This window comes from Mycobacterium sp. KBS0706, assembly GCF_005938675.2.
Classification (GTDB): domain Bacteria; phylum Pseudomonadota; class Alphaproteobacteria; order DSM-16000; family Inquilinaceae; genus Inquilinus.
Genome location: NZ_VCCH02000001.1, coordinates 78,206 through 100,886, shown reverse-complemented (window position 1 = coordinate 100,886; position 22,681 = coordinate 78,206). Strand labels below are relative to the sequence as shown.

Here is a 22,681-nt window from a genome sequence, read left to right as displayed (position 1 = left end):
GCTGTGGCGGCGCCGCCATGGCTGAGGCTCTGCCCTGGCTGATGCTGCTCGGCGCCGCGCTCGCCACCTATGTCTGGCGGGCGCTCGGGGTCTATCTCGGCGGCCGGGTGCGCGAGGGCGGGGCGCTGCTCGACTGGGTCGGCTGCGTCGCCTACGCCATCCTGGCCGGGCTGATCGCGCGCATGATCCTGCTGCCGGCCGGGCCGCTGGCCGCGACCTCGATGGCGGAGCGGGCCGGCGCCACCGCGCTCGGCCTCGCCGTGTTCCTGCTGTTCCGCCGCAACGTGCTGCTCGGCGTCGGCGCCGGGGCAGGGGCGCTGACGCTGATGGCCGGCTGGGCCTAACCCTTCGCCTGCTGCGCGGTCGCGCGGATCTGACTCAGGCTGGCGCGCGGCGTGATCGCCTCGGGGTCCAGCTTGATCCAGATCAGGGCCGGCCGGCCGGCGGCGACTGCCCGCTCGAAGGCCGGCGCGAAGTCCTCGGTCCGCTCCACCGTTTCGGCATGGGCGCCATAGGCCTGGGCCAGCTGCGCGAAATCCGGGTTCTGCAGGCCGGTGCCGCTGATCCGGGCCGGGTATTCCCGCTCCTGATGCATGCGGATCGTGCCGTACATGCCGTTGTCGATCACCAGAAACACCACCGCGGCGTTGTACTGGGCCGCGGTCGCCAGCTCCTGCCCGTTCATCAGGAAGCAGCCGTCGCCCGCGGCGGCGATCACCACGCGCTCCGGATGCTGCAGCTTGGCGGCGACGCCGGCCGGCACGCCGTAGCCCATCGAGCCGTTGGTCGGCGCCAGCTGGGTGCGCCAGCCGCGGTAGCGGTAGAAGCGGTGGAACCAGGTGGCGTAGTTGCCGGCGCCGTTGCAGATCATGGCGTCGGCCGGCAGCCGGCCGACCAGCCAGCGTACGATCTCCGACATCTGCACCGAACCGGGCGACACCACCGGCTGCTGCCAGGCCTCGTAATCGGCGCGGGCGCCGCGCACCCAGTCCTGCCGGGCCTGGATGTCGCCGGCCGGGGCCAGGCCGGCCAGCGCCGCGGCGACGGCGGCGGAGTTGGCGTTGATCGCCAGCTCCGGCTGGTACACCCGGCCCAGCTCCTCCGCCCCAGCATGGATATGCACCAGCCGCTGCGCCGGCACCGGCAGGGACAAAAGGGTGTAGCCGCCGGTGGTCATCTCGCCCAGCCGGGCGCCCAGCACCACCAGCAGGTCGGTGGTCTTCACCCGTTCGGCCAGCTTCGGGTTGGGGCCGATGCCGACATCCCCGACATAGTGGGTATGGTCGTTGTCGACATAGTCCTGGCAGCGGAAGGACACGGTCAGCGGCACCTCCCAGGCCTCGGCGAAGGCCTGGATGTCGGCGCGGGCCTGCTCGCTCCACCCGCCGCCGCCGATCAGCAGCAGCGGCCGCTTCGCTTCGGACAGCAGGTCGCGCAGCCGGGCCAGGACCTCGACGCCGATGCCGGTCTCGACCGGGGTGCCGGGGCGAACATCCGGCGCATCGGTCTGCTCGACCAGCATGTCCTCCGGCAGCGCCAGCACCACCGGGCCGGCCCGGCCGGAGGTGGCGGTGTAGAAGGCGCGGGAGACGAATTCCGGCACCCGGTCGGCATCGTCGATCTGCGCCGCCCATTTGGTCATCGAGCCGAACACCTTGCGGACATCGACCTCCTGGAAGGCCTCGCGCTCGAACATGTCGCGGCCGACCTGGCCCATGAACACGATCACCGGCGACGAGTCCTGCTGCGCCACATGGATGCCGACCGAGGCGTTGGTGATGCCGGGGCCGCGGGTGACGAAGCAGATGCCGGGCTTGCCGGTGGCCTTGGCATAGGCGTCGGCCATGTAGGCGGCGCCGCCTTCCTGGCGGCACACCACCAGCCTGATCTCCGGCACGTCGTGCAGCGCGTCGAGCACGGCCAGGTAGCTCTCGCCCGGGACGCAGAAGATGGTGTCGACGCCGTTCAGGCGCAGGGTGTCGACCAGGGCGCGGGCGGCGGTGCGGGACATGATGGCGACCGTTTCTTATGGGCGTTGCGCTGCCGGTCTAGCATGCGGCTCGCGGTCGTCCAACCCGCCCCGGTCTTGCCGCCCCGCCGCCCCCGTGCTCTAACGACGCCGTCCGCCCCGACGAGCCGTGTCCATGAGCCTCGAGACCCTCGCCGACCATGCTTTCGCTCCCGTGGCCCTGGCCCTGGAGGATGGCCGGATTCCGGGTGCGGCTCTCGGCATCGCCACCGCCGACGGCCAGCGCGCCCTGCGCTGGGGCGGCGTCGCCACCACTCTGCCGAAGCCCGAGGCGCTGCAGCGCGACACCTCGTTCGACCTGGCCAGCCTGACCAAGGTCATCGTCACGGTGACCGAGATCCTGCGGCTGGTGGAGGAGGGGGTGCTGGATCTCGACGACCCGCTGGCCAAGCACCTGCCGGATGCAGCGCCGCTGCATGGCGCCATCCCGCTGCGCCGGCTGATCGACCATTCCAGCGGCCTGCCGGCGCAGGAGCGGATCTATCTCTGGCCCGGCCCGGCCGACCAGCGCCGCACCGCGGTGATCCGCAAGCACTGGCCGGTGAAGACCGAGCCGGTCTATTCCGACATCAACTACATGCTGCTCGGCTTCGTGGTCGAGCGCTGGCGCGGCGTCGCCTTCGGCCAGCTGCCGGTCGGCACCGGCCTGTCCTTCGCGCCGGTGCCGGCGCAGTCGGCGGCGACCGAGGTGTGCGCCGTGCGCAACCGGCTGCTGCGCGGCGAGGTGCATGACGAGAACGCCTGGTCGCTGGGCGGCGCCGCCGGCCACGCCGGGCTGTTCGGCACCGTCCGCGGCGTGCTCGACTTCGCGCTGGAGCTGCTGCGCGGCCGGCTGCTCAGCCCGGCGGCGATGGTCGAGCTGAGCGCGCCGCAATCGACCCCCGGCCGGGCGCTGGGGTGGGAGCGGCGCCATCCCGGCTGGAAGGGCGGCAGCCTGTGCTCGCCGCGCACCATCGGCCATCTCGGCTTCACCGGCACCGGCCTGTGGATCGACCTCGACCGCGGCATCGCCTGGACGCTGCTGACCAACCGGGTGCATCCCAGCCGCGAGGTCGAAACCGGCATCCAGGACCTGCGCCTGTCGGTCGGCAACCGCATCGCCGCGCGCTGGCGCGACTGGGCCTGACGGTCCTGCAATTTCCGATCATCAGGATCCCTTCCCCCAAACCAACGGATAGGTTGGAACTCGCGGCGGGGGATTCCATTCTATGAACCGTAGCGCCGGACCCGAGTCAGGGCCGATCGCTTCCCAAAACGAGGAGAAGGGTGATGAGCAAGGCCTCCAATACACCGGTCGTGGACGCGCTGAAGCAGGTGCTGGCCGATACCTACGCCCTCCAGATCAAGACCCAGAACTATCACTGGAACGTGGAAGGCCCGCAGTTCCGCTCGCTGCACCTGATGTTCGAGGATCAGTACAAGGAGCTGTTCGCGGCGGTGGACGACGTGGCGGAGCGGATCCGCGCCCTCGGCGAATATGCGCCTGGCAGCTTCAAGGCCTTCTCGGAGCTGACCAAGGTGTCGCCGCCCAAGGACGGGATCGACGGCCCGGCCATGGTCAAGGACCTGGTCAAGAGCCACGAGCTGCTGTCGGAGCAGGCCAAGGCCGCCCTGGCGGTCGGCGAGAAGGCGGGCGACGATTCGACCGTCGACCTGCTGACCGACCGGATCACCTATCACGACAAGACCGCCTGGATGCTGCGCGCCACTGCGGCGTAAGCGGCTCCGGCATCCGTCGGACAGAAAAGGCCCGGACCGGGAGGTCCGGGCCTTTTCCGATCAGAGCACGAAGTCGGCGGCGGTCAGCGCGGTGGCGGTGACCACGTCGATCGCCATATCGGCGACCCGGTCGCCATCGCGGTCGCCGTAGACGCTCGACAGACTGTCCCCGGCGACGATGATCAGCTCGCCGGCGAGGCCGGTGAAGGCGCCGCCCGCGGTGAAGCTGAACTTCCCGTTCCAGGAGCCGTCGGCACCGATGCTCCGCAGGTTGATACAGTCCCCCTCGGCCGCGGAGAAATCCTCGATCCGGTCGCGGCCGGCGGCGTCCACGGTGCTGTCGCTGAACACCCGGTAGACGAAGGTGTCGGCGCCGGCACCGCCGGTCAGCACATCCGCACCATACTCCGCGTCCAGGCGGTCGTTGCCGCTGCCGCCGAGAAGCGTGTCGTCGCCGCCGGCGGCGACCAGCCAGTCCGCGCCGTCCCCGCCTTCCATGCGGTTGGCGTACCCGGTACCGCCGAGCGTGTCGTCGAAGGCGGACCCGATCAGGTTCTCGACGTCGCGGATCTCGCAGGTCCGATAGGTCGGCTCGCCGTCGATCCGGACATGCACCCCGGCCGCCGCGTCGGCGAAGGTGACCGTGTCGATGCCGTCCCCGCCGATGAGCAGGTCCTTCCCACCATGGCCGTTGAGCAGGTCGTCCCCGGCCTGGCCATAGAGGATGTTGATCCCGGCATCGCCGGACAGCACGTCGTCATGGGCCGACCCGCGGATATTCGCGATCCCGGCATAGGCGTCGCCCGCCGCATCGCCGCCCGATGTGGCGCCGGTCGCGAGATCGATCGTCACCGCGGCGGCCGAATGCCGGTAGGACGCCGTGTTGCTGCCGGCGCCGCCGTCGAGCCTGTCGGCCCCCGCGCCGCCCTCGAGGATGTCGTTCCCGGCCTCGCCCGACAGGGCATCCGCGCCGGTGCCGCCATAGAGCGCGTCGAGGCCGTCCCCGCCGGCGAGCGTGTCGTCGCCCTCAGCACCTTGGAGCCGGTCGTCGCCGCCGCTGCCGGTCAGGATGTCGTCATGGGCCGATCCGAGCACCCTCTCGATTCCGGTCAGGACGTCGCCGAGCGCGTCACCCGCACTGCCCGTCCCGGTCGCGAGATCGACGTTCACCCCGGTCGCGCTGGTGTGGTACGAGGCCCAGTCCGCCTGGTCGGCGCCGCCGACCAGCGTGTCGGCGCCGGGGCCTCCGACCAGGATGTCATCGCCCCAGCTGCCGTCGAGGTGGTCGTCGCCGCTGTGGCCGTAGAGCACGTCGGCGCCGACGCCGCCCAGGAGCGTGTTCGCCCCGCTGTCGCCGGCCAGCCTGTCGTCGAAATAGGACCCCGTCAGTCCTTCGATGCCGCTGAGACTGTCGCCCTCGGCATCCCCGCCGGTCGCGGTCCCGAGCAGCAGGCTGACGGAAACGCCGCCGCCGGACTGCTGATAGGACGCCGTGTCGATCCCGGCCCCGCCCTCGATCCGGTCGGCGCCGGCGCCGCCGTCGAGCGTGTCATCGCCGCCATAGCCGTAGATCGAATCGTCGGTCTCGGTGCCGGTCAGGACATCGTCCTGCTCGGTTCCTTCGATAATCGCCATGTCGTTCCCCCTTCGCAGGGCGGCACCGGATATCGTGAGCGGTCGGCGCCGCTGAAATCTTCCGAGAGGATTTTGCAGAAGATTCTACCAGGAGTCCTGAGCTTAAATTCTATCCAAGGGATCAATAATTCTGCAATGAAACGGTTTCATAGCGGCTGTCCCCGGGTTCGTCAGGCTTCCGGCCATTCCTCGCGCGCCATGTCGATGAACGCCCGCAGCCCCAGCGGCAGCTGCCGCCGGCTGGGGTAGTAGAGGAAGAAGCCGGGGAAGTCCGGGCACCAATCCTCCAGCAGGCGGACAACCCGCCCGTCGGCCAGGGCCGGGGCCGCCACCGCCTCGAACACGCAGGCGATGCCGGCGCCGTCCACCGCCGCCCGCAGCATCAACTCCTGGTCGCCCAGCGTCAGCGGACCGTCGGCCTCGACCTCCAGCGCCTCGCCATCCTTCTCGAACTCCCAGCGGAAGAAGGCGCCGCTGTGGAAGCGGTAGCGGATGCAGTCGTGCCCCTTCAGCTCATGCGGAGTCCGGGGCCGCTCGCGGCCATCGAGATAGTCCGGCGCGGCGATGATGGCCCAGCGCTGGCGCGGGCCGAAGCGGACGGCGATCATGTCCTGCTCCAGGCTCTCGCCGAAGCGCAGCCCGGCGTCGAAGCCGCCGGCGACGACGTCGACCAGGTCGTCATCGGCGACGATCTCCAGCCGCATCTGCGGATAGGTCCGGACGAAGCGCGCCATGATCGGCGCCAGCACCATCCGCGCCGCCTGGTGGGCGGCGTTGAGGCGCAGCGTGCCGGCCGGCACGTCGCGGAACGCGTTGACCTCCTCCAGCGCGTCGCCCAGGTCGCGGAACATCGGCTGCAGCCGCTGCAACAGCCGCGCCCCGGCATCGGACGGCGCGACGCTGCGGGTGGTGCGGTTCAGCAGGCGCACGCCCAGCCGCTCCTCCAGGTCGCGCAGCAGGTGGCTGACGGCGGAGGGCGAGACGCCCAGCTCGGCCGCGGCGCGGCGGAAGCTGCGATGGGTCGCCACGGCGACGAAGGCGGACAGGCCGGGGAAGTCGATCCGGGCCATGCATTGCTGACCTTTTCTCAATGACCAATGGAAGATTGAGCGGGTTATTGTTCAATCCGCCAGCCCTTAAATTCGAAACCACGGACGGCCCGCGGGGCGGTCCGGCATCTCGAAGGAGGGCATCATGAAGGTCTGGTTCATCACCGGGGCGTCGCGCGGCATCGGCGCCGAAATCACCCAGGCGGTGCTGGACGGCGGCGACGCCGTGGCGGCGGCCGCGCGGGACGCCAAGGCGATCACCGGGCGCTTCGGCGATCATCCCAGCCTGCTGCCGCTGGCGCTCGACGTCACCGACGAGGCCCAGGCCCAGGCGGCGGCGAAGGCGGCGGTCGAGCGCTTCGGCCGGATCGACGTCCTGGTCAACAATGCCGGCTACGGCCTGCTCGGCGCTGTCGAGGAGGCGGATGCCGGGGAGGTCGAGCGGCTGTTCGGCACCAATGTCTTCGGCCTGCTGGCCGTGACCAGGGCGGTGCTGCCGCAGCTGCGCCGCCAGCGCTCAGGTCACATCCTCAACATCTCCTCGGTCGGCGGCTACCAGGCCTATCCGGGCTGGGGCGTCTACGGAGCCACCAAATTCGCGGTCGAGGGGCTGACCGAGGCGCTGGCGGCGGAGCTGGCGCCGCTCGGCATCCACGCCACGGTGGTCGAGCCCGGCTTCTTCCGCACCAACTTCCTGGACGGCAGCTCGCTGATCCGGACCCGGGCCGAGATCGCCGACTATGCCGAGACGGTCGGCCGGATGCGCGACTTCGCGGCCGGGCACAACTACCAGCAGCCAGGCGACCCGAAGAAGCTGGCCCAGGCGCTGCGCCAGGTGGTCGCCGCCGACGCCCCGCCGGTGCGCCTGCCGCTCGGCCGCGACACGGTCGAGCGGATCGAGGCCAAGAACGCCTTCGTCGCCCAGGAGCTGGGGCAGTGGCGCAGCCTGGCGGAATCGACCGGCTTCGAGGATTGAACACAGCGCAGTCGAACTGAGGAATTGCCACCTCACTTCCTGTCATTGCCGGGCTTGAGACGGCAATCCAGAGGGTCTCGACAGCTTCTGGATGCCTGGGTCGAGCCCGGGCATGACAGTAAGGGGAGAATCCTTCTTCTTCTCTTCTGTCCTGGAGATCATCGGCTTCCACGGCGACATTCCTGGGGAAATGCTGTTTCATGCATATCCGCATACGATCGTCGGAAGGGGGAATTGATGGTCGATATCGCCAAGGACGCCGGCAGAACGCCGGCCGTGGAGCCGAGCCTGCACCGGGTGATGGGCCCCTGGCTGCTGCTGCTGTTCATCGTCGGCGACATTCTCGGCACCGGCATCTACGCCCTGACCGGGCAGGTGGCGAAGCAGGTCGGCGGCGTCGTCTGGCTGCCCTTCCTGGTGGCCTTCGCCGTCGCCCTGGTCACCGCCTTCAGCTATCTCGAGCTGGTGACCAAGTACCCGCGTGCCGCCGGCGCCGCGCTGTACACGCACAAGGCGTTCGGCATCCATTTCATCACCTTCATCGTCGCCTTCGCGGTGATGTGCTCGGGCATCACCTCGGCGTCGACCGCCTCGCGCGCCTTCGCCGCCAACCTGTCCAACGCCTTCGCCCTCGGCCTGTCGCCCGGCGGCGTCACCCTGATCGGCCTGGCCTTCATGGCGGTGGTGGCGATCGTCAACTTCCGCGGCGTCGGCGAAAGCGTGAAGGCCAATGTCGTGCTAACCCTGGTCGAGCTGACCGGCCTGCTGATCATCATCTGCATCGGGCTGTGGGCGATCGGGGCCGGAGAGGGGGACGTGTCGCGCGTCACCCAGTTCGGCACCACCGACCGCGGCGTGTTCTGGTCGGTGATCGCCGCCACCACCCTCGCCTTCTTCGCCATGGTCGGCTTCGAGGATTCGGTCAACATGGCCGAGGAGTGCCGCGAGCCGAGCAGCATCTTCCCGAAGGTGCTGCTGGCCGGGCTGTGCATCACCGGCGTGATCTATGTGCTGGTGTCGATCTCGTCGATCACCCTGGTGCCGCCGGAGCAGCTGGGCGAGGGCGAGACGCCGCTGCTGAAGGTGGTGCAGGCCGGCGCGCCCGGCTTCCCGCTGGAGATCTTCGGCTTCATCACCATGTTCGCGGTCGCCAACAGCGCCCTGATCAACATGCTGATGGCCAGCCGGCTGGTCTATGGCATGAGCCGCGAACGGGTGCTGCCCAATGTGCTCGGCCGGGTCCATGCCGGGCGGCGCACGCCCTATATCGCCATCGGCTTCACCACGCTCCTGGCCTTCGGCCTGATCGGCTTCGTCGGCGGCGTGCCGGCGCTGGGCGGCACCACGGCGCTGCTGCTGCTCTGCGTCTTCACCGTGGTCAATGTCGCCGTGCTGGTGCTGCGCCGCGACCCGGTCGAGCACAGCCATTTCCGCACCCCGACGGTCCTGCCGGTGGTGGGCGCCGCGACCTGCGCCTTCCTCGCCGGTCCCTGGACCGGGCGCAACCCCGAGCAATACGTCATCGCCGGCATCCTGCTGGCGATCGGCGTCGGCCTCTGGGTCGTCACGGTGCTGATCAACCGCGCCACCGGCCAGACGGCCGGCGACCCGGCAATGGAGGATATCGGCGGGGTCGGGCCGGTGAACTAAGGGGAGGGCTCGTCCGGCGCGGCGGCGAGGAAGTCGCCGAGCCGGTCCAGCTTGTGCTCCCAGCTCAGCCGCCGGTCGCTGAGCCATTGCTCGGCCGATTGCAGCGCCGCCGGCTCGATCCGGCAGGTGCGCACGCGGCCGATCTTCTCCGACCGCACCAGGCCGCTGGCCTCCAGCACCGCCAGATGCTGGACCACGGCCGACAGCGACATGGCGAAGGGCCTGGCCAGCTCGCTGACCGAGGCCGGGCCGCGGCTCAGCCGCTCCACCATCACCCGCCGGCTGGGGTCGGCCAGGGCCTGGAACATCAGGTCGAGGGGATGCTGAAGCATGCGCTTCAGTACTCCCGACGCTACGGGGCCGGCAAGTCAGCGCCGGGCCCGCAGCCTTTCGCCGCGGCGGCGCAGCGCCTCGATCGCGACCAGCATCAGGGTCGAGACCACGATCAGCACGCTGGCGGCGGCGGTGATGGTCGGGGTGATGCTCTCGCGGATGCCGTTGAACATCTCGCGCGGCAGGGTGCGCTGGCCCGGCCCGGCCAGCAGCAGCGCCACCACCACCTCGTCGAAGGAGGTGACGAAGGCGAACAGCGCCCCCGACACGACGCCGGGCAGGATCAGCGGCAGCGTCACCCGGTAGAATACGGTGGTCGGCCGGGCGCCGAGGCTGGAGGCGGCGCGCGGCAGGTTGCGGTCCAGCCCCTGCAGCGTGGCGCCGACGGTGATGACGACGAAGGGCGCGGCCAGCGCGGTGTGCGCCAGGATCAGCCCGGCATAGCTGTTGGTCAGCCCGACCGCGGCGAAGGCGAAGTAGAGGCCGACGGCCACGATCACCACCGGCACGATCATCGGCGACAGCAACAGGCCGGTCAGCAGGCCGCGGAAGCGCAGCGGCGCGTGGTTCAGCCCCAGCGCCGCCGGGATGCCCAGCGCGGTCGCCAGCACCGTGGTGGCGCCGCCGACGATCAGGCTGTTGGCCAGCGCCCCCATCCAGCGCTCGGACTCGAAGAACTCCTCGAACCAGCGCAGCGACACGCCGTCCAGTGGATAGACCAGGAAGGAGCCGCCATTGAAGGACAGCGGCATGATCGCCAGGATCGGCGCGATCAGGAACAGCAGCGTGGTGCCGCCGGTCAGCCACAGCAGCGCGCGCCAGAAGCGCAGGCTTTCGAAGATCCGCATGGCGGTCAGCCCAGCCGCATGCGGTCGGCGCCCACCAGCCGGGCATAGACCGCGTAGAGGGCGAGGGTGGCGACCAGCAGCAGGAGGCCGAGGGCCGAGGCCATGCCCCAGTTGACCGTGCTGGTGGTGTAGAAGGCGATGAACCAGCTGATCATCTGGTCCGCCGGCCCGCCGACCAACGCCGGGGTGATGTAGTAGCCGAGCGCCAGGATGAAGACGAGCAGGGCGCCGGCGCCGATCCCCGGCAGGGTCTGCGGCAGGTAGACCCGCAGGAAGGCGCCGACCGGCCGGGCGCCGAGCGAATAGGCGGCGCGCAGATGCGCCGGCGGGATCGAGCGCATGACACTGTACAGCGGCAGGATCATGTAGGGCAGCAGCACATGGGTCATGGCGACCAGCACGCCGACCCGGTTGTAGACCAGCTGCAGCGGCTCCCCGGCCAGGCCGAGCCCGGTGATGATCTCGTTGACCACGCCGTTGGTCTGCAGCAGCACCACCCAGGCGGTGGTGCGGACCAGCAGCGAGGTCCAGAACGGCAGCAGCACCAGGATCATCAGGATGTTGGCGATCCGCGGCGGCCGGGTCGCCAGCAGATAGGCCACCGGGAAGCCGATGACCAGGCACAGCGCGGTGACCGACAGCGCCACCAGGAAGGTGCGCAGAAACACGTCGCGATAGATCGCCTCGTCGGGCGGGGAGGCGAGGACCGTCCCGGCGGCATCGCGGCGCAGGTCCAGCGCCGCCAGCAGGTAGAAATCGGTGGTCGGCCCGGCGGCGCGGGCGATGGCGCCCCAGATCTCGGGGCTGCCCCAGGCCGGGTCGAGGGCCGTGAAGGTCTCCTGCCAGCTGCCTTTGGGTGAGTCGGGCAGCTTGCGCGCGGTGTTGGTGATGACCGTGCGGTAGCCGTTGCGGTCGTAGTTCAGGCGGCGCGCGGCCGTCGGCAGGGTCTTGTCGGCGCGCGCCTGGGCCAGGTCGGCGGCCAAGGCGGCGAAGGCGTCCTCGCCCGGCAGCCCGTCGCCGTGCCAATCGGCCAGGGCGGCGACGGTGCGTGGCATCACCGGGCCCACGTCGCGGTCGTCGATCGCGCGCCACAGCATGCCGGCGATCGGCGCCACGAAGACCAGCAGCAGGAAGGCGATCAGCGGCGCCAGCAGCAGCCACGCCTCGATCCGCCGCCTGCGCCCGGCCCGCCGCAGCGACCGCCGGATGGTAGTGCCGTCTTCGGCGAGGGCGGTCATGACAGCATCCCTGCGACGAGCGGAACGTATTGCCTCTCCCGCCTGGCGGGAGAGGTCGGGCTCGCGCAGCGAGACCGGGTGAGGGCTGGCCCAGGCCTCGACGAACTCCCCTCACCCGGAGCCGCTTGCGCGGCTCCGACCTCTCCCGCAAGCGGGAGAGGCAATGTGAGCTTCACGACGGAGGTCTTCACCGATCTTCGACCGGCCACCTACTTCGCAGCCCAGGTGTTGAAGCGCTCGGTCAGGCTGTCGATGTTCTCCAGCCAGAACTCGGCGTTCAGCTCGACCGCCTGGGACATGTTGGCCGGGTTGGTCGGCAGGCCGGGCAGGTATTCCGCCGCGATCAGCGGCGTCGCCGCCTTGTTGGTGACGCCGTAGGTGATCTTGGTCGGCAGCTTGGCCTGGTTCTCCGGCTTGCCCATATAGGCCAGGAACTTGGTGGCGGCGTCGACATTGGGCGAGCCCTTCAGGATCACCCAGCTGTCGATGGTGAACAGGCTGCCGGTCCAGACGATCTTGAAGTCCTTCTTGTCGGCGGTGTTGGCGGCGGCGATGCGGCCGTTATAGGCGGTGGTCATCGCGACGTCGCCGGCCGCCAGCATCTGCGGCGGCTGGGCGCCCGCGGTCCACCAGATCAGGTTCGGCTTCAGCTCGTCGAGCTTGCGGAAGGCGCGGTCCACGCCCTCCGGCGTCGCCAGCACCTTGTAGACATCGGCCGGGGCGACGCCGTCGGCCATCAGCGCGATCTCGAGATTGGTCTTCGGCCCCTGGCGCATCGCCCGCTTGCCCGGGAACTTCTTGACGTCCCAGAAATCGGCCCAGCTCTTCGGCCCGTCTTTGAACTTGGCGCCGTCATAGGCGAGGATGAAGTTGTAGACGATGGCGCCGACGCCGCAATCGTTCACCGCCGCCGGCAGATAGGCGTCGCGGCCGCCGATCGCGTCCCAGTTCAGCGGCTGGAACAGGCCTTCCTCGCAGCCCAGCGCCAACTCCTCGGATTCGACCTGGACCACGTCCCAGCTCGAATCGCCGCCCTCGACCTTGGCGCGCAGCACGCCGATGCCGCCGTCCCAGCTTTCGTCATGCATGGGGTTGCCGGCGGCCTTGAACGGCTCGAAATACAACTCGCGCTGTGCATCCTGATAGGCGCCACCCCAGGACACCACGGTCAGGTCGCGGGCCATGGCGGGCGCGGCAATGCAGGCCGCCAGCACTGCCGCGGGCAGGAGGCGGGTGAAACGGATCATGACGGACACTCCCTGTTTTCTTGTTCCGCCGAGGCGGCGGCTTAGCGCTCAGACATGCTGGCCGCCGTTGATGTGCACCTCGGCCCCCGTAATGTAGGACGACCCGGAGGTGCAAAGGAACATGATCGTTGCGGCGACCTCCTCCGGCTTGCCCAGCCGCTTCATCGGGATCTCGCTGTCGACCATCGCCTCGGTGCCCGGCGACAGGATCGAGGTGTCGATCTCGCCCGGCGCGATCGCGTTCACCCGCACGCCATGGGCGCCGAACTCATGCGCCATCTCGCGGGTCAGGGCGGCCAGCGCCGCCTTCGAGGTGGAGTAGGCCGGGCCGGCGAAGGGATGCACCCGGCTGCCGGCGATCGAGGTGACGTTGATGATCGTCCCCTTGGCCGCGCGCAGCGGTTCGAACAGGCCGCGGGCCAGGAGGGCGGTGGCGAACAGGTTGACGTTGAACACGTGGGTCCAGGTCGCATAGTCGGTGGTCAGCACGCCCATGCGCTTGCCGCCCGCCAGCTTGGGCGAGATGCCGGCATTGTTGACCAGGGCGTCCAGCCGCCCATGGGGCAGCCGCGACCGCAGGGCGGACAGGCCCTGCTCGATCCCGTCCAGGTCGGCGAGGTCGAGCTGGACGTGGTCCTCCTCGCCCGCATGCCACGGGCAATCCTTGGAGAAGGCTTGGCGCGAGACGGTGATCACCCGCCAGCCGGCGGCGCTGAAGCGCTTCACCGTGGCATGGCCGATGCCGCGGCTGGCGCCGGTCAGGATCAGGGTCTTCGGCTCGTCCGTCTGGGCCGTGCTGGACATGACTGTACCTGGAGTGATGAGGTCGATCCCTGAGAACGGATCGCATCGCAATCATGCGGCGCGGCGCCGCATCCGTCCAGGGGCGGGGAGGCATGGCTGCCGCTACCGCATGCCGCAGTCCGATCAGGGCTGGGCCAGCACCAGCCCAGGCGCCGGCTCCTGCGCATTCGGCAGGCGCGACAGCTCGGGCAGCTCCGGCAGCGGCGCCTCGTCCTCGGCGTCGATGGCGCTGACCAGGCCGAGCGGGTGGTGGATCATCTCGATCCCGGGCGCCGCCAGCAGGATCGGCCCGCCGCCCTCCAGCGCATAGCCCGAGCGCCACAACCGCAGCACCTGGCGCCCGGCGCCGTCCGGCTCCGGCCGGATCAGGGTCAGCACCGGCATCCGCCCGTCTTGCAGCACCGGCGGCACCGGCAGGGCGCGGGCGTCGGCGGCGTCGTCGAGGAAGCGGGCCGCGGTGGCGACGCTCCAGCCCGGTGGGGCGATCCAGCCGGCGGGTGCGAGGGCGGCGGCCAGCGCATCCGGCGGCCCGGCCCATTGCAGCAGGAAGGGCTGCTCGGCCTCGCCCCCCAGGTCGATGCGGTGCGGCGGCAGGCGGCGCCAGCCCTCGGCCCGCCAGTCCGCGGCCGGGATCGTCACGGTCGTGTCGCGGATGACATACATCGCCGCGGCGCCGTGGTAGCCGGTGGCGACATGGGCGCCGCCGGCGACGATGAGGGCCAGCAGCAGCGCGACGGCGAAACGGCGCGGCCGGATCCGCTGGGGGTCCGCCCGGCGGAAGGCCATGGCGAAGGCGATCGTCATGCCCAGTCCGAAGATCAGCCCGGCCGCGACGTCGGACGGCCAATGCGCCGCCAGATAGACGCGCGAGGCGCAGACCAGCCCGATCAGCGCCGCGGCGATGCTCAGCGGCACCAGCTGCCAGCGCCCGGGCAGGCCGCGCGCCACCAGCCAGCCCAGGATGCCGAACAGCACGGCGGAGAAGGCGGCGTGGCCGCTGGGGAAGCTGAAGGCGTCGGCACCGTTGTACAGGTCGGTCGGCCGGGGGATCTGCAGCCGGCCCTTCACCAGCGGCACGAAGCCGGCGGTGACGGCGATGGCGATGGCGACGCCGCCGGCCCGGTGCCAGGCCCGGTGCAGCAGCAGCCAGGCGATCGCGGCGATCACCAGCGCGGTGACGGTGGTGCCGTCGCCCAGCATGGTCACGACGGTCAGCGCCGCATCGCCCCAGGGCGTGCGCAGCGCCTGGACGAAGCCGCTGATCGCGCCGTCGGCCCGGGCCATCCCGCCATGGGCGGCGACCAGGCGCAGCAGGTTGACGAAGCCGGCGACCAGCACCAGCACCACGAGGCCCAGCGCCGCCATGACTCGCAGGTCCGGCTCCTCCGGGTCGGCGAGCCGGGCCAGCAGGCGGGCCGGGCGGCTGCCGCGGGCCACGGCCCAGCGGTGGACCGCATGCTGGGCCCAGCCGAGCAGCGGCACCAGCCGGCGCCAGACCCAGCGGGTGACGACGACCAGCAGCCACAGGCTCAGCGCCAGCACCGCCAGCATCGCCACCAGCCGGCCGCTGACCGCACCGAGCGCGCCCAGCGACGCTCCCAGCAGCGCGCCGCCCAGGATATGGGCCGGCGCCCAGACGATCGCCGAGGCGATGTTGACGACGTAGAACAGCCGCGGCCTCAGGCCCAGCGCGCCGGCCACCATTGGGATCATCGGCCGCAGCATCGGCAGGAAGCGGCCCAGCGCAATGCTCTTGCCGCCGTGCCGGTGGAAGAACGCCTCGCCGCGGGCGATCAGTGCCGGGTACCGGCTCATCGGCCAGGCGCCGAGGATGGTGCCGCGATAGCGCCGTCCCAGCTCGTAGGACACGCCGTCGCCGACGATCGCCCCGGCCGTTGCCCAGACCAGCATCGGCGCCAGCGGCAGGTGGCCGAGCCCGACCACGGCGCCGATGCCGATCAGGATCGGCGAGCCGGGGATGAACAGCCCGATCACCGCCACCGATTCGGTCAGGGCGATCAGGAAGATCAGGAGGCCGGCCCAATGCGGGTGCTGGCCGATGAACTCGATGACCGCCTGCGCGATATCGGTCATGCCTCTGCCGTTCGAATCGTCATCCCGACTCCTTGCCTCGAACCGGTGTCATAGCTCGCGATTCCGACGGCCGGACGCAACCCCGCCGGTCGTCATGGCGAAGCGGTTGCCGTCGGCGGCGAAGGCTGCCACATGAGACGGGTGTCGGAGGGAGCGGAAGAAATGGCGATGAGGGGGAGGATCCAGGCCCTGGCGCTGGTCGGGCTGCTCGGCTGGTCCGTGGCCGGCTGCGCCACGCCCGCCCCGGCCCGGCCTGACGGCGGCGTCGTGCTGCTCGGCGAGACCCATGACCGCGTCGCCGATCATCATTGGCAACTGCAGCGGATCGCGGCGCTGCGCGAGGAGCAGCCGGGCCTCGCCATCGGGCTGGAGATGGTGCCGCGCAGCCGCCAGGCTGCGCTCGACGCCTGGATCGCGGGCGAGCTGGACGAGGCCGCCTTCCTGCGCGAGGTCGACTGGGACCGGTCCTGGGGTTTCGATTTCGGCCTGTACCGGCCGATCTTCGCCTTCGCCCGGATGCACCGGATCCCGCTGATCGCGCTGAATGTCGACCGCGACGTGGTGCGCGCGGTCGGGAAGGAGGGGTGGTCGGCGCTGCAGGCCTGGCCGGACCTCGATCTCGGCCGGCCGGTGGCGCCGTCGCCGGACTACAGTCGGTATCTCGCCGCCGCCTTCGCCGGCCATGGCCGGGCGGCGGAGGGCGATGCCCTCAACCGCGGCTTCCGCCGCTTCGTCGACATTCAGCTGCTGTGGGACCGGGCGATGGCCGCGCGCATCGCCGAGGCTCGGGCGACGGGGACCCCGCTGGTCGTGGTGCTGGCCGGCAGCGGCCATGTCCGCGACGGCATCCCGCGCCAGCTGCGCGACCTCGGCTACGCCAGCACCGCTCTGGTGGCGCCGGACGCCGCGGCCGGGATCTGATCTCAGTTTGCGCCGATCGGAACGAATGCCCCTTCACCGTCATGGCGAGCCCCGGAGGGGCGTGGCCATCCAGCCGCACGGAACCCTGGATGGCCACGTCGCTGCGCTCCTCGCCATGACGGCTTTGGGTTGGCCAAGAGCCGTTCTTCACGAAATCCGGTATGCGTCCACATCCCCCATACTGCCCGAATTGTGACATGAAGTTAGGGGATCGTCTGGTCCGGTTGCTGTGAATATTGAAAGGCGACTGGCTTGATTATCCTCCGTCAAAGTGAATCCGGTTCACTTTTCAGCAGGACGACTGTCTCAATTTGGCCGAAGGGTCTGGCCTTTCTGGCCGCCGCCGCCCTGGCCCTGCACCTCGCGGCCGCGCCGGCCCTGGCCGCGACGCCGTTGGAGCTGACGCAGAAGCACCTCTATGCCGGCTCGATCGCCGAGGGCGAGAAGGCCCTGGCCGCGATCCTGGCGAAGAAGCCGGACGATGCCGAGGCGATCGCCGGGCTCGGCCTGGTCCGCCTGGCCAAGGCGACGGAGCGTTTCAGCCAGACCCTGTACCGCTACGGCTTCCGGCCGCCGGAAGATTCGATGGTGTCGGTGCCGCTGCTGACCATGCCGGTGCCGCCGAATCCGAACCCCGAGGTGATCCGCTACCAGGACGCCCGCGCCATCCTGCAGGCGCTGGTCGACGATCTCGACGCGGTCGACCGTACGCTGCAGCCGTTGGGCGACCGGCCGGTGAAGCTGTCCGTCGCCATGGGGCGGGTGAAGCTCGACCTCGCCGGCAACGGCCGGGGCGAGGCCACGCTCTACGACGTGTACAGCGCCGTGCTGCTGGGCGGCCAGGGCGACCCCGCCAATGCCGGCAAGCTGGTGATCGCCTTCGACACCGGCGACGTGCTGTGGCTGCGCGCCTATACCCATGTGCTGCGCGCCGGCGCCGAGTTCCTGCTGGCGCGCGACTGGCACCGCAGCTTCGACGCCGCCGCGCATCTCCTGTTCCCGCGGCCGGAGTCGCCGCTGGCCGCGGCACTGACTCTGCCCACCCAGGGCATGTTCCTGGGGGCGGAGGACGGGCGGATCGCCGACATGATCGCCTGGGTCCATCTCTTCAACTGGCCGGTGGTGGAGCCCGACCGGCTGCCGCGGGCGCGCGAGCATTTCCTGGCCGCGGCGAAGCTGAGCCAGGAAATGTGGGCGTCGATCCGGGCCGAGACCGACGATGACCGCGAATGGCTGCCGAACGCCAGGCAGGCCAGCCTGATCCCGGGCATGAGCATCACCGATGAGCGCATCGACACCTGGCTGGCGCTGATGCAGGAATCCGAGGCGATCCTGAACGGTGACAAGCTGCTGCCGCATTGGCGCTTCGACCAGGGCTTCAACCTGCGCCGCCTGCTGGAGTCTTCGCAGCCCTTCGACCTGGTGCTGCTGCTGACCGGCACCGACATGGTGCCCTATCTCGAGGACGGCCCGGTCAGCGACCGCTCGTTCTGGGAACAGGCGACCGGCGCCTTCGAGGGCGAGTTCCTCAGCTTCGCGGTGTGGATCAACTGAGCCCGCGGGCTCAGTGCGTCAGGATGTTGACCAGCCGGCCGAACGGGTCGCGGACATAGAAGCGGCGCACGCCCCAGGGCTCGTCGGCCGGGCCGTATTCGATCGCCAGGCCCATCGCCAATGCCTTTCGGTGTGTGGCGTCGACGTCGTCGACCTCGATCGAGATGTCCGGCACCGGGGTGCCGGAGCCGCCCTCGCTCATCACGCTGAGCTGCGGCGTCATCGTTGCGTCGGCGGTGAAGGTCAGGATCCAGCCCATGTCCATGGCCAGTTTCAGGTCCAGCAGGTCGCCATAGAAGGCCTGCGCCCGGCCGACGTCGCCGGCGGCGATGTTGGTGACGATCCGCTTCACGGCCATGGGATTTCTCCGAATTTGATGCTGCAGGTGAAGACTCTTAACGACTGGGCGTTCGCAGCTATCAGATGCGGGGAACGCCCGGTTGGCGGTCATTGCGTGTCTCTCCGTCGATGATCTGATCGAGCATCATGTCGAAATCATCTGCCCAATGAATCTGCCCGCGCACCTCAGGTAGGTATTCTGCCCGGCTTCGGATTGCTTCTGCGGCGCTCCGAATACTGAGCAGAATTTGCTTTGATATATAGTACTCGTTCCGAAGCCCTTCGGCCTTCCGCCAAAGATGATCTTTGAAGGCCTCGAATGCCGAGAGATCGAACACATCCGCGGATAGGAGGCGATCGACCGATCGTTCTTTCAGTTGCTCCAAGACCAGGTCGAAGTGATTTTCCGACATGTCTCAGCCTCAGCCCTGTTGAATCAACCGCACAGCGCGATTCGCCGAGCTGCCCACAGCCGGGCGAACTCTACTCTGCCACGGCCGGCCTTCGTCCTTCCAGCAGGTCGCGTTGGCGGGCCAGGGCGGCGGCCATGAATTCGGTGAAGGCGCTGACCCGGGCGGTGCGGCGCAGATCCTCATGCGTCAGCACCCACAGCGCCGCGTCCTCGGGCACCGTCGGCGTGGCGATCCGGACCAATCCCTCGGTGGCGTCGCCGAGATAGCAGGGCAGGGCGGCCAGGCCGATCCCGGCCCGGGCCGCACGGCAGACCTCGACCAGGGAATCCGTCCGCAGCGCGATCGCCGCGTCCGGCAGGGCCCGGCGCATCCAGCGGGCGACCGAGGTGCCGGCCAGGGTGTCGTCCGGCGCCACCCAGGGATGCGCGGCGACCGTGCCGGACCGCGCCGCCGGGTGGCTCGCCGCGGCATAGGCGGCGAAGGCGATGCCGGCGACGCGGCGGCCGACCAGCGTCTCCGGCGGGTCCAGCACCGGCCGGATGGCGACATCGGCGTCGCGCCGGGTCAGGTTCACCATCAGGTTGGTGGTGGTGACCTCCAGCACGATGCCGGGATGCAGCTCGCGGAACTGGGCCAAGAGCGGCGGCAGCAGCGACGCCGTCAGCGTGTCGGCCGTCGCCACCCGCAGCGTGCCCTCGAGCCGAAGATCCTGGCCGGCCAGGCGGCGCTCCAACGCGTCGACCGTCGCCGCCATGCCGCGGGCCGCCGCCGCCAGCTCCTCGCCGCCCGCGGTCAGGGCGTAGCCGCCCGGCAGCCGGTCGAACAGCCGCAGCCCCAGCCGCTGCTCGAAGCCGCCGATCCGGCGCAGCACCGTGGTGTGGTTGACGCCGAGCCGCCGCGCCGCCCCGGCCAGCGAGCCGCAATCGGCCACCGCCAGCACGGTGTGCAGGTCCTCCCAATCAAGCCGGCTATCCATGACGGGCCCTGTGCATGAACGCAGATGATTGCTGCAGTATCACAGATCGAACTGCGTCTGTGCACTCGTCATCTTCTCTCCAGCGGCGGGGCTGGCCCGCCTTCCGGAGAGACAGAGATGACCCCGATCCAGCTCTACACCTATCAGACGCCGAACGGGCACAAGGCCTCGATCATGCTCGAGGAGGCCGGCCTGCCCTATGAGGTGCATGTCGTCGACATCGAGCGCGGCGAGCAGCGCGAGCCGGCCTTCCTGGCGCTGAACCCGAACAACAAGATCCCGGTGATCACCGACCCGGACCGCGGCCGCACCGTGTTCGAGAGCGGCGCCATCCTGACCTATCTCGCCGAGCGCTCCGGCAAGCTGCTGCCGGCCGATGCCGGGGAGCGGCTGACGGCGCTGCAATGGACCCTGTTCCAGGCCGCCCATCTCGGCCCGACCCTCGGCCAGCTGTGGAATTACAAGATCTTCGCCGCGGAGAAGATCCCCTATGTCATCGGCCGCTTCGAGGCCGAGGCGGCGCGGGTGTTCCGGGTGCTGGACGGCACGCTCGGCCGGCGCAGCCATCTGGCGGGCGAGGCCTACGGCATCGCCGACATCATGAGCTGGCCCTGGATCCATGCCGGGCTGGTGCATATCGGCCTCGACCTCGAGGCGAGCCCCAACCTGCGCCGCTGGTACGACGCCATCGCCGCCCGTCCCGCCGTGCAGCGCGGCCTGCGCGTGCCTGTCCTCGGCAGCCGGGATTGACCGAACGATCGGTCGGAGAATTCGCAATGGAAACCCTGTTCGTCCGGATCTCGCTCCTGGCCGGCGGGCTGCTCGCAGTCCAGGCCGGCGCCATCTACGTCACCACCGTGCTGGCCGGCGTCGCCGTGATCAAGCTCGGTTGAGGGGAGGCGGCGATGTCGAACTCCCTCGCCTGGGCGATGCTGGTCCTGTCCGGCATCGCCGACGTGGTCTGGGCCGTGACCACGAAATACTCCGACGGCTACAGCCGCCTCGGCTGGACCGCGGCGTCGGTGGCGGCGCTGGTGGTCTTCCTCGGCCTCCTGACTCAGGCGCTGAAGGTGCTGCCGCTCGGCACCGCCTATGCGGTCTGGACCGGGATCGGCGCGGTCGGGTCGGTCACCGCCGGGCTGCTGCTGTTCGGCGAGGCGATGGGCCCCGCCCGCCTCGCCGCCATCCTCGCCATCCTCGGCGGCGTGGTCGCGCTCAAGCTGCTGCCGGCTTAGGGCCGTCCCAATTGGCCAACCGATTGCCGCAGCGTCTCGGCCAGCGCCCGGGCCGGCTCGGACGGGCCCGCGGTGCAGACCACGAACTCGATCTCCGGCAGCGGCGGCAGCCCGTCCTCCGGCTCCAGTATCCGCAGCCCGGGCCCGATCGCGCTCAGCGGCAGCGGCGTCACCGCCAGCCCGGCCAGGGCCGCGGCGCGGACACCGGCGACGCTGGGGCTGACATAGGCGATCCGCCAGGGCCGCCGGGCCCCGGCCAGCCCCGCCAAAGCCGCCTCGCGGTACGGGCAGGGCTCCGGGAAGAAGGCCAGGGGGATCGGGTCGGGCAGGTCACCCAGGTCCGCCGCGGCGGCCCAGGCCAGCGGCTCGCGCCACAGCGTCCAGCCGCGGCCGTCGCCATGGCAGCGGCTGCACAGGATCAGGTCCAGCCGGCCGCCCTCCAGCGCCCGGAACAGCGTGGTGGCGATGCCGACCTCGACCTCGATCCGCACAGCCGGATGCTGCGCCCCGAAGCGCCGCAGGATCTCCGGCAGGCCGGAGCCGGCGACATCCTCCGACGCGCCGATCCGAATCCCCCCGGCCAGCGAGGATGCCGACAGGCTGGCCCGGGCGTCCTGGTTCAGCCGCAGGATGCTGCGGGCATAGCCCAGCAGCGTCTCGCCGGCCTCGGTCAGCGCCACGCTACGGGTGCTGCGCCGCAGCAGCGGCCGGCCGGCCTGGTCCTCCAGGCGGCGGATCTGGGCGCTCACCGTCGACTGGGTGAGGTGAAGGTGCTCCGCGGCGCGGGTGAAGCCCTGCAGCTCCGCCACCGCCACGAAGCTGCGCAGCAACTCGGTCTCGAACATGATGTCAATATATCGCGGCTCGCCATCAATCTCATAGAATCTATTCGCTTATCCTCTGAACGGCGAGCCGCTAGCCTGAGCCCATCCCAGCAGGAGAATCGCCATGGCACGGCTGCTCTATGTCGAAGCGTCCCCCCGCAAGCAGCGCTCGGCCTCGATCGAGGTCGCGCGCGCCTTCCTCGCCGCCTACCAGTCGACCCATCCCGACGACGAGGTCGAGACGCTCGACCTCTGGGCCGTCGACCTGCCGGAATTCGACGGCGCGGCGATGGAGGCGAAATATGCGGGGCTTTCCGGCACGCCGCTGACCGAAGCGCAGGAGACCGCATGGCGCCGGGTCCGCGAGCTGGCGCGGCCCTTCCATGAAGCCGACCGGCTGCTCTTCGCCGTGCCGCTGTGGAATTTCGGCATTCCGTACAAGCTGAAGCACCTGATCGACGTGGTGTCGCAGAAGGACGTGCTGTTCTCCTTCACCGAGCAGGGCTTCTCCGGCCTGCTGCCGGGCCGGAAGGCGGCGGTGATCTACGCCCGCGGGCTCGACTATGGCCCCTCGGCCTTCACTCCCGCCGCCGGCTTCGACTTCCAGAGGCCGTATGTGGAGATGTGGCTGCGCTTCATCGGCATCACCGACATCACCGCGATCACGGTCGAGAAGACGCTGTTCGGGCCGGAGGTGGACACGCAGGCGCGGGCCGAGGCGAAGCGCCGCGCGGAGGCGGTGGCGAAGACGTTCTGATCTCGCCTGCGATAGGATGGGATTGAACCACAGGAGATCG

At 70.1% G+C, this 22,681-nt stretch carries 23 protein-coding genes; 10 read left to right on the top strand and 13 right to left on the bottom strand.

Features of this window, described 5'->3' with window-relative positions; all coding sequences use genetic code 11:
* The first annotated feature begins 17 nt into the window (after window positions 1–17).
* Window positions 18–344, top strand: a complete 327-nt coding sequence (locus FFK22_RS00460) for an AzlD domain-containing protein (protein ID WP_138887677.1) — start codon at window positions 18–20, stop codon at window positions 342–344.
* Here the strand turns inward: FFK22_RS00460 and FFK22_RS00455 are convergent.
* Window positions 341–2,011, bottom strand: coding sequence for a thiamine pyrophosphate-binding protein (locus tag FFK22_RS00455; RefSeq protein WP_138887678.1), 1,671 nt, complete (start codon window positions 2,009–2,011; stop codon window positions 341–343). The genes FFK22_RS00460 and FFK22_RS00455 overlap by 4 nt on opposite strands.
* A gap of 133 nt (window positions 2,012–2,144) precedes the next feature.
* Here FFK22_RS00455 and FFK22_RS00450 point away from each other — a divergent pair, with 133 nt between their 5' ends.
* Window positions 2,145–3,155 carry a serine hydrolase gene (locus FFK22_RS00450; RefSeq protein WP_138887679.1) on the top strand — a complete coding sequence of 337 codons (1,011 nt, stop codon included), beginning with the start codon at window positions 2,145–2,147 and terminating at the stop codon, window positions 3,153–3,155.
* A gap of 143 nt (window positions 3,156–3,298) precedes the next feature.
* Entirely contained in the window at window positions 3,299–3,748 is a 450-nt protein-coding gene (locus FFK22_RS00445) for a Dps family protein (RefSeq protein ID WP_138887680.1), read from the top strand.
* Between the two features lie 60 nt (window positions 3,749–3,808).
* Here the strand turns inward: FFK22_RS00445 and FFK22_RS00440 are convergent, their stop codons facing one another.
* Both FFK22_RS00440 and FFK22_RS00435 read right to left on the bottom strand, forming a co-directional pair.
* Complete coding sequence (locus FFK22_RS00440; RefSeq protein WP_138887681.1) at window positions 3,809–5,383, bottom strand: calcium-binding protein; 1,575 nt, start codon at window positions 5,381–5,383, stop codon at window positions 3,809–3,811.
* Between the two features lie 170 nt (window positions 5,384–5,553).
* Window positions 5,554–6,453: a LysR family transcriptional regulator gene (locus tag FFK22_RS00435; RefSeq protein ID WP_138887682.1), complete on the bottom strand. Its 900-nt coding sequence runs from the start codon at window positions 6,451–6,453 to the stop codon at window positions 5,554–5,556.
* Between the two features lie 124 nt (window positions 6,454–6,577).
* Between FFK22_RS00435 and FFK22_RS00430 the strand changes: the two genes are divergently transcribed.
* Both FFK22_RS00430 and FFK22_RS00425 read left to right on the top strand, forming a co-directional pair.
* Entirely contained in the window at window positions 6,578–7,408 is an 831-nt protein-coding gene (locus tag FFK22_RS00430; RefSeq protein WP_138887683.1) for an oxidoreductase, read from the top strand.
* A gap of 237 nt (window positions 7,409–7,645) precedes the next feature.
* Window positions 7,646–9,058, top strand: a complete 1,413-nt coding sequence (locus tag FFK22_RS00425) for an APC family permease (protein WP_138887684.1) — start codon at window positions 7,646–7,648, stop codon at window positions 9,056–9,058.
* On the opposite strand, the gene FFK22_RS00420 is transcribed toward FFK22_RS00425, so the two are convergent.
* The 6 genes from FFK22_RS00420 to FFK22_RS00395 all read right to left on the bottom strand — a co-directional run bounded on the left by FFK22_RS00420 (window position 9,055) and on the right by FFK22_RS00395 (window position 15,622).
* On the bottom strand, window positions 9,055–9,390 hold the full coding sequence (locus FFK22_RS00420) for a helix-turn-helix transcriptional regulator (RefSeq protein ID WP_138887685.1): 336 nt from the start codon (window positions 9,388–9,390) through the stop codon (window positions 9,055–9,057). The two genes, FFK22_RS00425 and FFK22_RS00420, sit on opposite strands and share 4 nt — an antisense overlap.
* A 36-nt stretch (window positions 9,391–9,426) precedes the next feature.
* Window positions 9,427–10,239, bottom strand: coding sequence for an ABC transporter permease (locus tag FFK22_RS00415; RefSeq protein WP_138887686.1), 813 nt, complete (start codon window positions 10,237–10,239; stop codon window positions 9,427–9,429).
* A gap of 5 nt (window positions 10,240–10,244) precedes the next feature.
* Entirely contained in the window at window positions 10,245–11,477 is a 1,233-nt protein-coding gene (locus FFK22_RS00410; RefSeq protein ID WP_138887687.1) for an ABC transporter permease, read from the bottom strand.
* Between the two features lie 209 nt (window positions 11,478–11,686).
* Entirely contained in the window at window positions 11,687–12,724 is a 1,038-nt protein-coding gene (locus FFK22_RS00405; protein WP_138887688.1) for an ABC transporter substrate-binding protein, read from the bottom strand.
* A gap of 48 nt (window positions 12,725–12,772) precedes the next feature.
* A complete protein-coding gene (locus FFK22_RS00400; protein ID WP_138887689.1) occupies window positions 12,773–13,528 on the bottom strand; it encodes an SDR family NAD(P)-dependent oxidoreductase in 756 nt (251 codons plus the stop codon).
* 123 nt (window positions 13,529–13,651) lie between these two features.
* Window positions 13,652–15,622 carry a bifunctional DedA family/phosphatase PAP2 family protein gene (locus FFK22_RS00395; protein WP_138887690.1) on the bottom strand — a complete coding sequence of 657 codons (1,971 nt, stop codon included), beginning with the start codon at window positions 15,620–15,622 and terminating at the stop codon, window positions 13,652–13,654.
* A 168-nt stretch (window positions 15,623–15,790) separates the two neighbouring features.
* Between FFK22_RS00395 and FFK22_RS00390 the strand changes: the two genes are divergently transcribed.
* Complete coding sequence (locus FFK22_RS00390) at window positions 15,791–16,543, top strand: ChaN family lipoprotein (RefSeq protein ID WP_186002232.1); 753 nt, start codon at window positions 15,791–15,793, stop codon at window positions 16,541–16,543.
* A 393-nt stretch (window positions 16,544–16,936) separates the two neighbouring features.
* Window positions 16,937–18,097: a hypothetical protein gene (locus FFK22_RS00385; protein ID WP_138887692.1), complete on the top strand. Its 1,161-nt coding sequence runs from the start codon at window positions 16,937–16,939 to the stop codon at window positions 18,095–18,097.
* Between the two features lie 10 nt (window positions 18,098–18,107).
* Here FFK22_RS00385 and FFK22_RS00380 read toward each other — a convergent pair whose 3' ends face one another.
* The 3 genes from FFK22_RS00380 to FFK22_RS00370 form a co-directional block, all read right to left on the bottom strand.
* Entirely contained in the window at window positions 18,108–18,455 is a 348-nt protein-coding gene (locus FFK22_RS00380; protein ID WP_138887693.1) for a VOC family protein, read from the bottom strand.
* 61 nt (window positions 18,456–18,516) lie between these two features.
* A complete protein-coding gene (locus tag FFK22_RS00375) occupies window positions 18,517–18,849 on the bottom strand; it encodes a hypothetical protein (protein WP_138887694.1) in 333 nt (110 codons plus the stop codon).
* A 70-nt stretch (window positions 18,850–18,919) separates the two neighbouring features.
* A complete protein-coding gene (locus FFK22_RS00370) occupies window positions 18,920–19,825 on the bottom strand; it encodes a LysR family transcriptional regulator (protein WP_138887695.1) in 906 nt (301 codons plus the stop codon).
* Between the two features lie 117 nt (window positions 19,826–19,942).
* Between FFK22_RS00370 and FFK22_RS00365 the strand changes: the two genes are divergently transcribed.
* Window positions 19,943–20,575, top strand: a complete 633-nt coding sequence (locus FFK22_RS00365) for a glutathione S-transferase family protein (protein ID WP_186002231.1) — start codon at window positions 19,943–19,945, stop codon at window positions 20,573–20,575.
* Window positions 20,576–20,730: 155 nt separating this feature from the next.
* Window positions 20,731–21,060: a multidrug efflux SMR transporter gene (locus FFK22_RS00360; RefSeq protein WP_138887697.1), complete on the top strand. Its 330-nt coding sequence runs from the start codon at window positions 20,731–20,733 to the stop codon at window positions 21,058–21,060.
* On the opposite strand, the gene FFK22_RS00355 is transcribed toward FFK22_RS00360, so the two are convergent.
* On the bottom strand, window positions 21,057–21,905 hold the full coding sequence (locus tag FFK22_RS00355) for a LysR substrate-binding domain-containing protein (RefSeq protein ID WP_138887698.1): 849 nt from the start codon (window positions 21,903–21,905) through the stop codon (window positions 21,057–21,059). The two genes, FFK22_RS00360 and FFK22_RS00355, sit on opposite strands and share 4 nt — an antisense overlap.
* Window positions 21,906–22,008: 103 nt before the next feature.
* Here FFK22_RS00355 and FFK22_RS00350 point away from each other — a divergent pair, with 103 nt between their 5' ends.
* Window positions 22,009–22,641, top strand: coding sequence for an FMN-dependent NADH-azoreductase (locus FFK22_RS00350; RefSeq protein WP_138887699.1), 633 nt, complete (start codon window positions 22,009–22,011; stop codon window positions 22,639–22,641).
* Window positions 22,642–22,681 lie beyond the last annotated feature (40 nt).

Excerpts from the sequence above, each read along its gene's own strand:
- FFK22_RS00375 (WP_138887694.1), bottom strand. The coding sequence starts at position 18,849 with ATGTCGGAAAATCACTTCGACCTGGTCTTGGAGCAACTGAAAGAACGA.
- FFK22_RS00415 (WP_138887686.1), bottom strand. The coding sequence starts at position 10,239 with ATGCGGATCTTCGAAAGCCTGCGCTTCTGGCGCGCGCTGCTGTGGCTG.
- FFK22_RS00370 (WP_138887695.1), bottom strand. The coding sequence starts at position 19,825 with ATGGATAGCCGGCTTGATTGGGAGGACCTGCACACCGTGCTGGCGGTG.
- FFK22_RS00405 (WP_138887688.1), bottom strand. The coding sequence starts at position 12,724 with ATGATCCGTTTCACCCGCCTCCTGCCCGCGGCAGTGCTGGCGGCCTGC.
- FFK22_RS00350 (WP_138887699.1), top strand. The coding sequence starts at position 22,009 with ATGGCACGGCTGCTCTATGTCGAAGCGTCCCCCCGCAAGCAGCGCTCG.
- FFK22_RS00410 (WP_138887687.1), bottom strand. The coding sequence starts at position 11,477 with ATGACCGCCCTCGCCGAAGACGGCACTACCATCCGGCGGTCGCTGCGG.
- FFK22_RS00420 (WP_138887685.1), bottom strand. The coding sequence starts at position 9,390 with ATGCTTCAGCATCCCCTCGACCTGATGTTCCAGGCCCTGGCCGACCCC.
- FFK22_RS00445 (WP_138887680.1), top strand. The coding sequence starts at position 3,299 with ATGAGCAAGGCCTCCAATACACCGGTCGTGGACGCGCTGAAGCAGGTG.
- FFK22_RS00430 (WP_138887683.1), top strand. The coding sequence starts at position 6,578 with ATGAAGGTCTGGTTCATCACCGGGGCGTCGCGCGGCATCGGCGCCGAA.
- FFK22_RS00425 (WP_138887684.1), top strand. The coding sequence starts at position 7,646 with ATGGTCGATATCGCCAAGGACGCCGGCAGAACGCCGGCCGTGGAGCCG.
- FFK22_RS00390 (WP_186002232.1), top strand. The coding sequence starts at position 15,791 with ATGAGGGGGAGGATCCAGGCCCTGGCGCTGGTCGGGCTGCTCGGCTGG.
- FFK22_RS00450 (WP_138887679.1), top strand. The coding sequence starts at position 2,145 with ATGAGCCTCGAGACCCTCGCCGACCATGCTTTCGCTCCCGTGGCCCTG.
- FFK22_RS00395 (WP_138887690.1), bottom strand. The coding sequence starts at position 15,622 with ATGACCGATATCGCGCAGGCGGTCATCGAGTTCATCGGCCAGCACCCG.
- FFK22_RS00460 (WP_138887677.1), top strand. The coding sequence starts at position 18 with ATGGCTGAGGCTCTGCCCTGGCTGATGCTGCTCGGCGCCGCGCTCGCC.
- FFK22_RS00435 (WP_138887682.1), bottom strand. The coding sequence starts at position 6,453 with ATGGCCCGGATCGACTTCCCCGGCCTGTCCGCCTTCGTCGCCGTGGCG.
- FFK22_RS00380 (WP_138887693.1), bottom strand. The coding sequence starts at position 18,455 with ATGGCCGTGAAGCGGATCGTCACCAACATCGCCGCCGGCGACGTCGGC.
- FFK22_RS00400 (WP_138887689.1), bottom strand. The coding sequence starts at position 13,528 with ATGTCCAGCACGGCCCAGACGGACGAGCCGAAGACCCTGATCCTGACC.
- FFK22_RS00440 (WP_138887681.1), bottom strand. The coding sequence starts at position 5,383 with ATGGCGATTATCGAAGGAACCGAGCAGGACGATGTCCTGACCGGCACC.
- FFK22_RS00360 (WP_138887697.1), top strand. The coding sequence starts at position 20,731 with ATGTCGAACTCCCTCGCCTGGGCGATGCTGGTCCTGTCCGGCATCGCC.
- FFK22_RS00455 (WP_138887678.1), bottom strand. The coding sequence starts at position 2,011 with ATGTCCCGCACCGCCGCCCGCGCCCTGGTCGACACCCTGCGCCTGAAC.
- FFK22_RS00355 (WP_138887698.1), bottom strand. The coding sequence starts at position 21,905 with ATGTTCGAGACCGAGTTGCTGCGCAGCTTCGTGGCGGTGGCGGAGCTG.
- FFK22_RS00365 (WP_186002231.1), top strand. The coding sequence starts at position 19,943 with ATGACCCCGATCCAGCTCTACACCTATCAGACGCCGAACGGGCACAAG.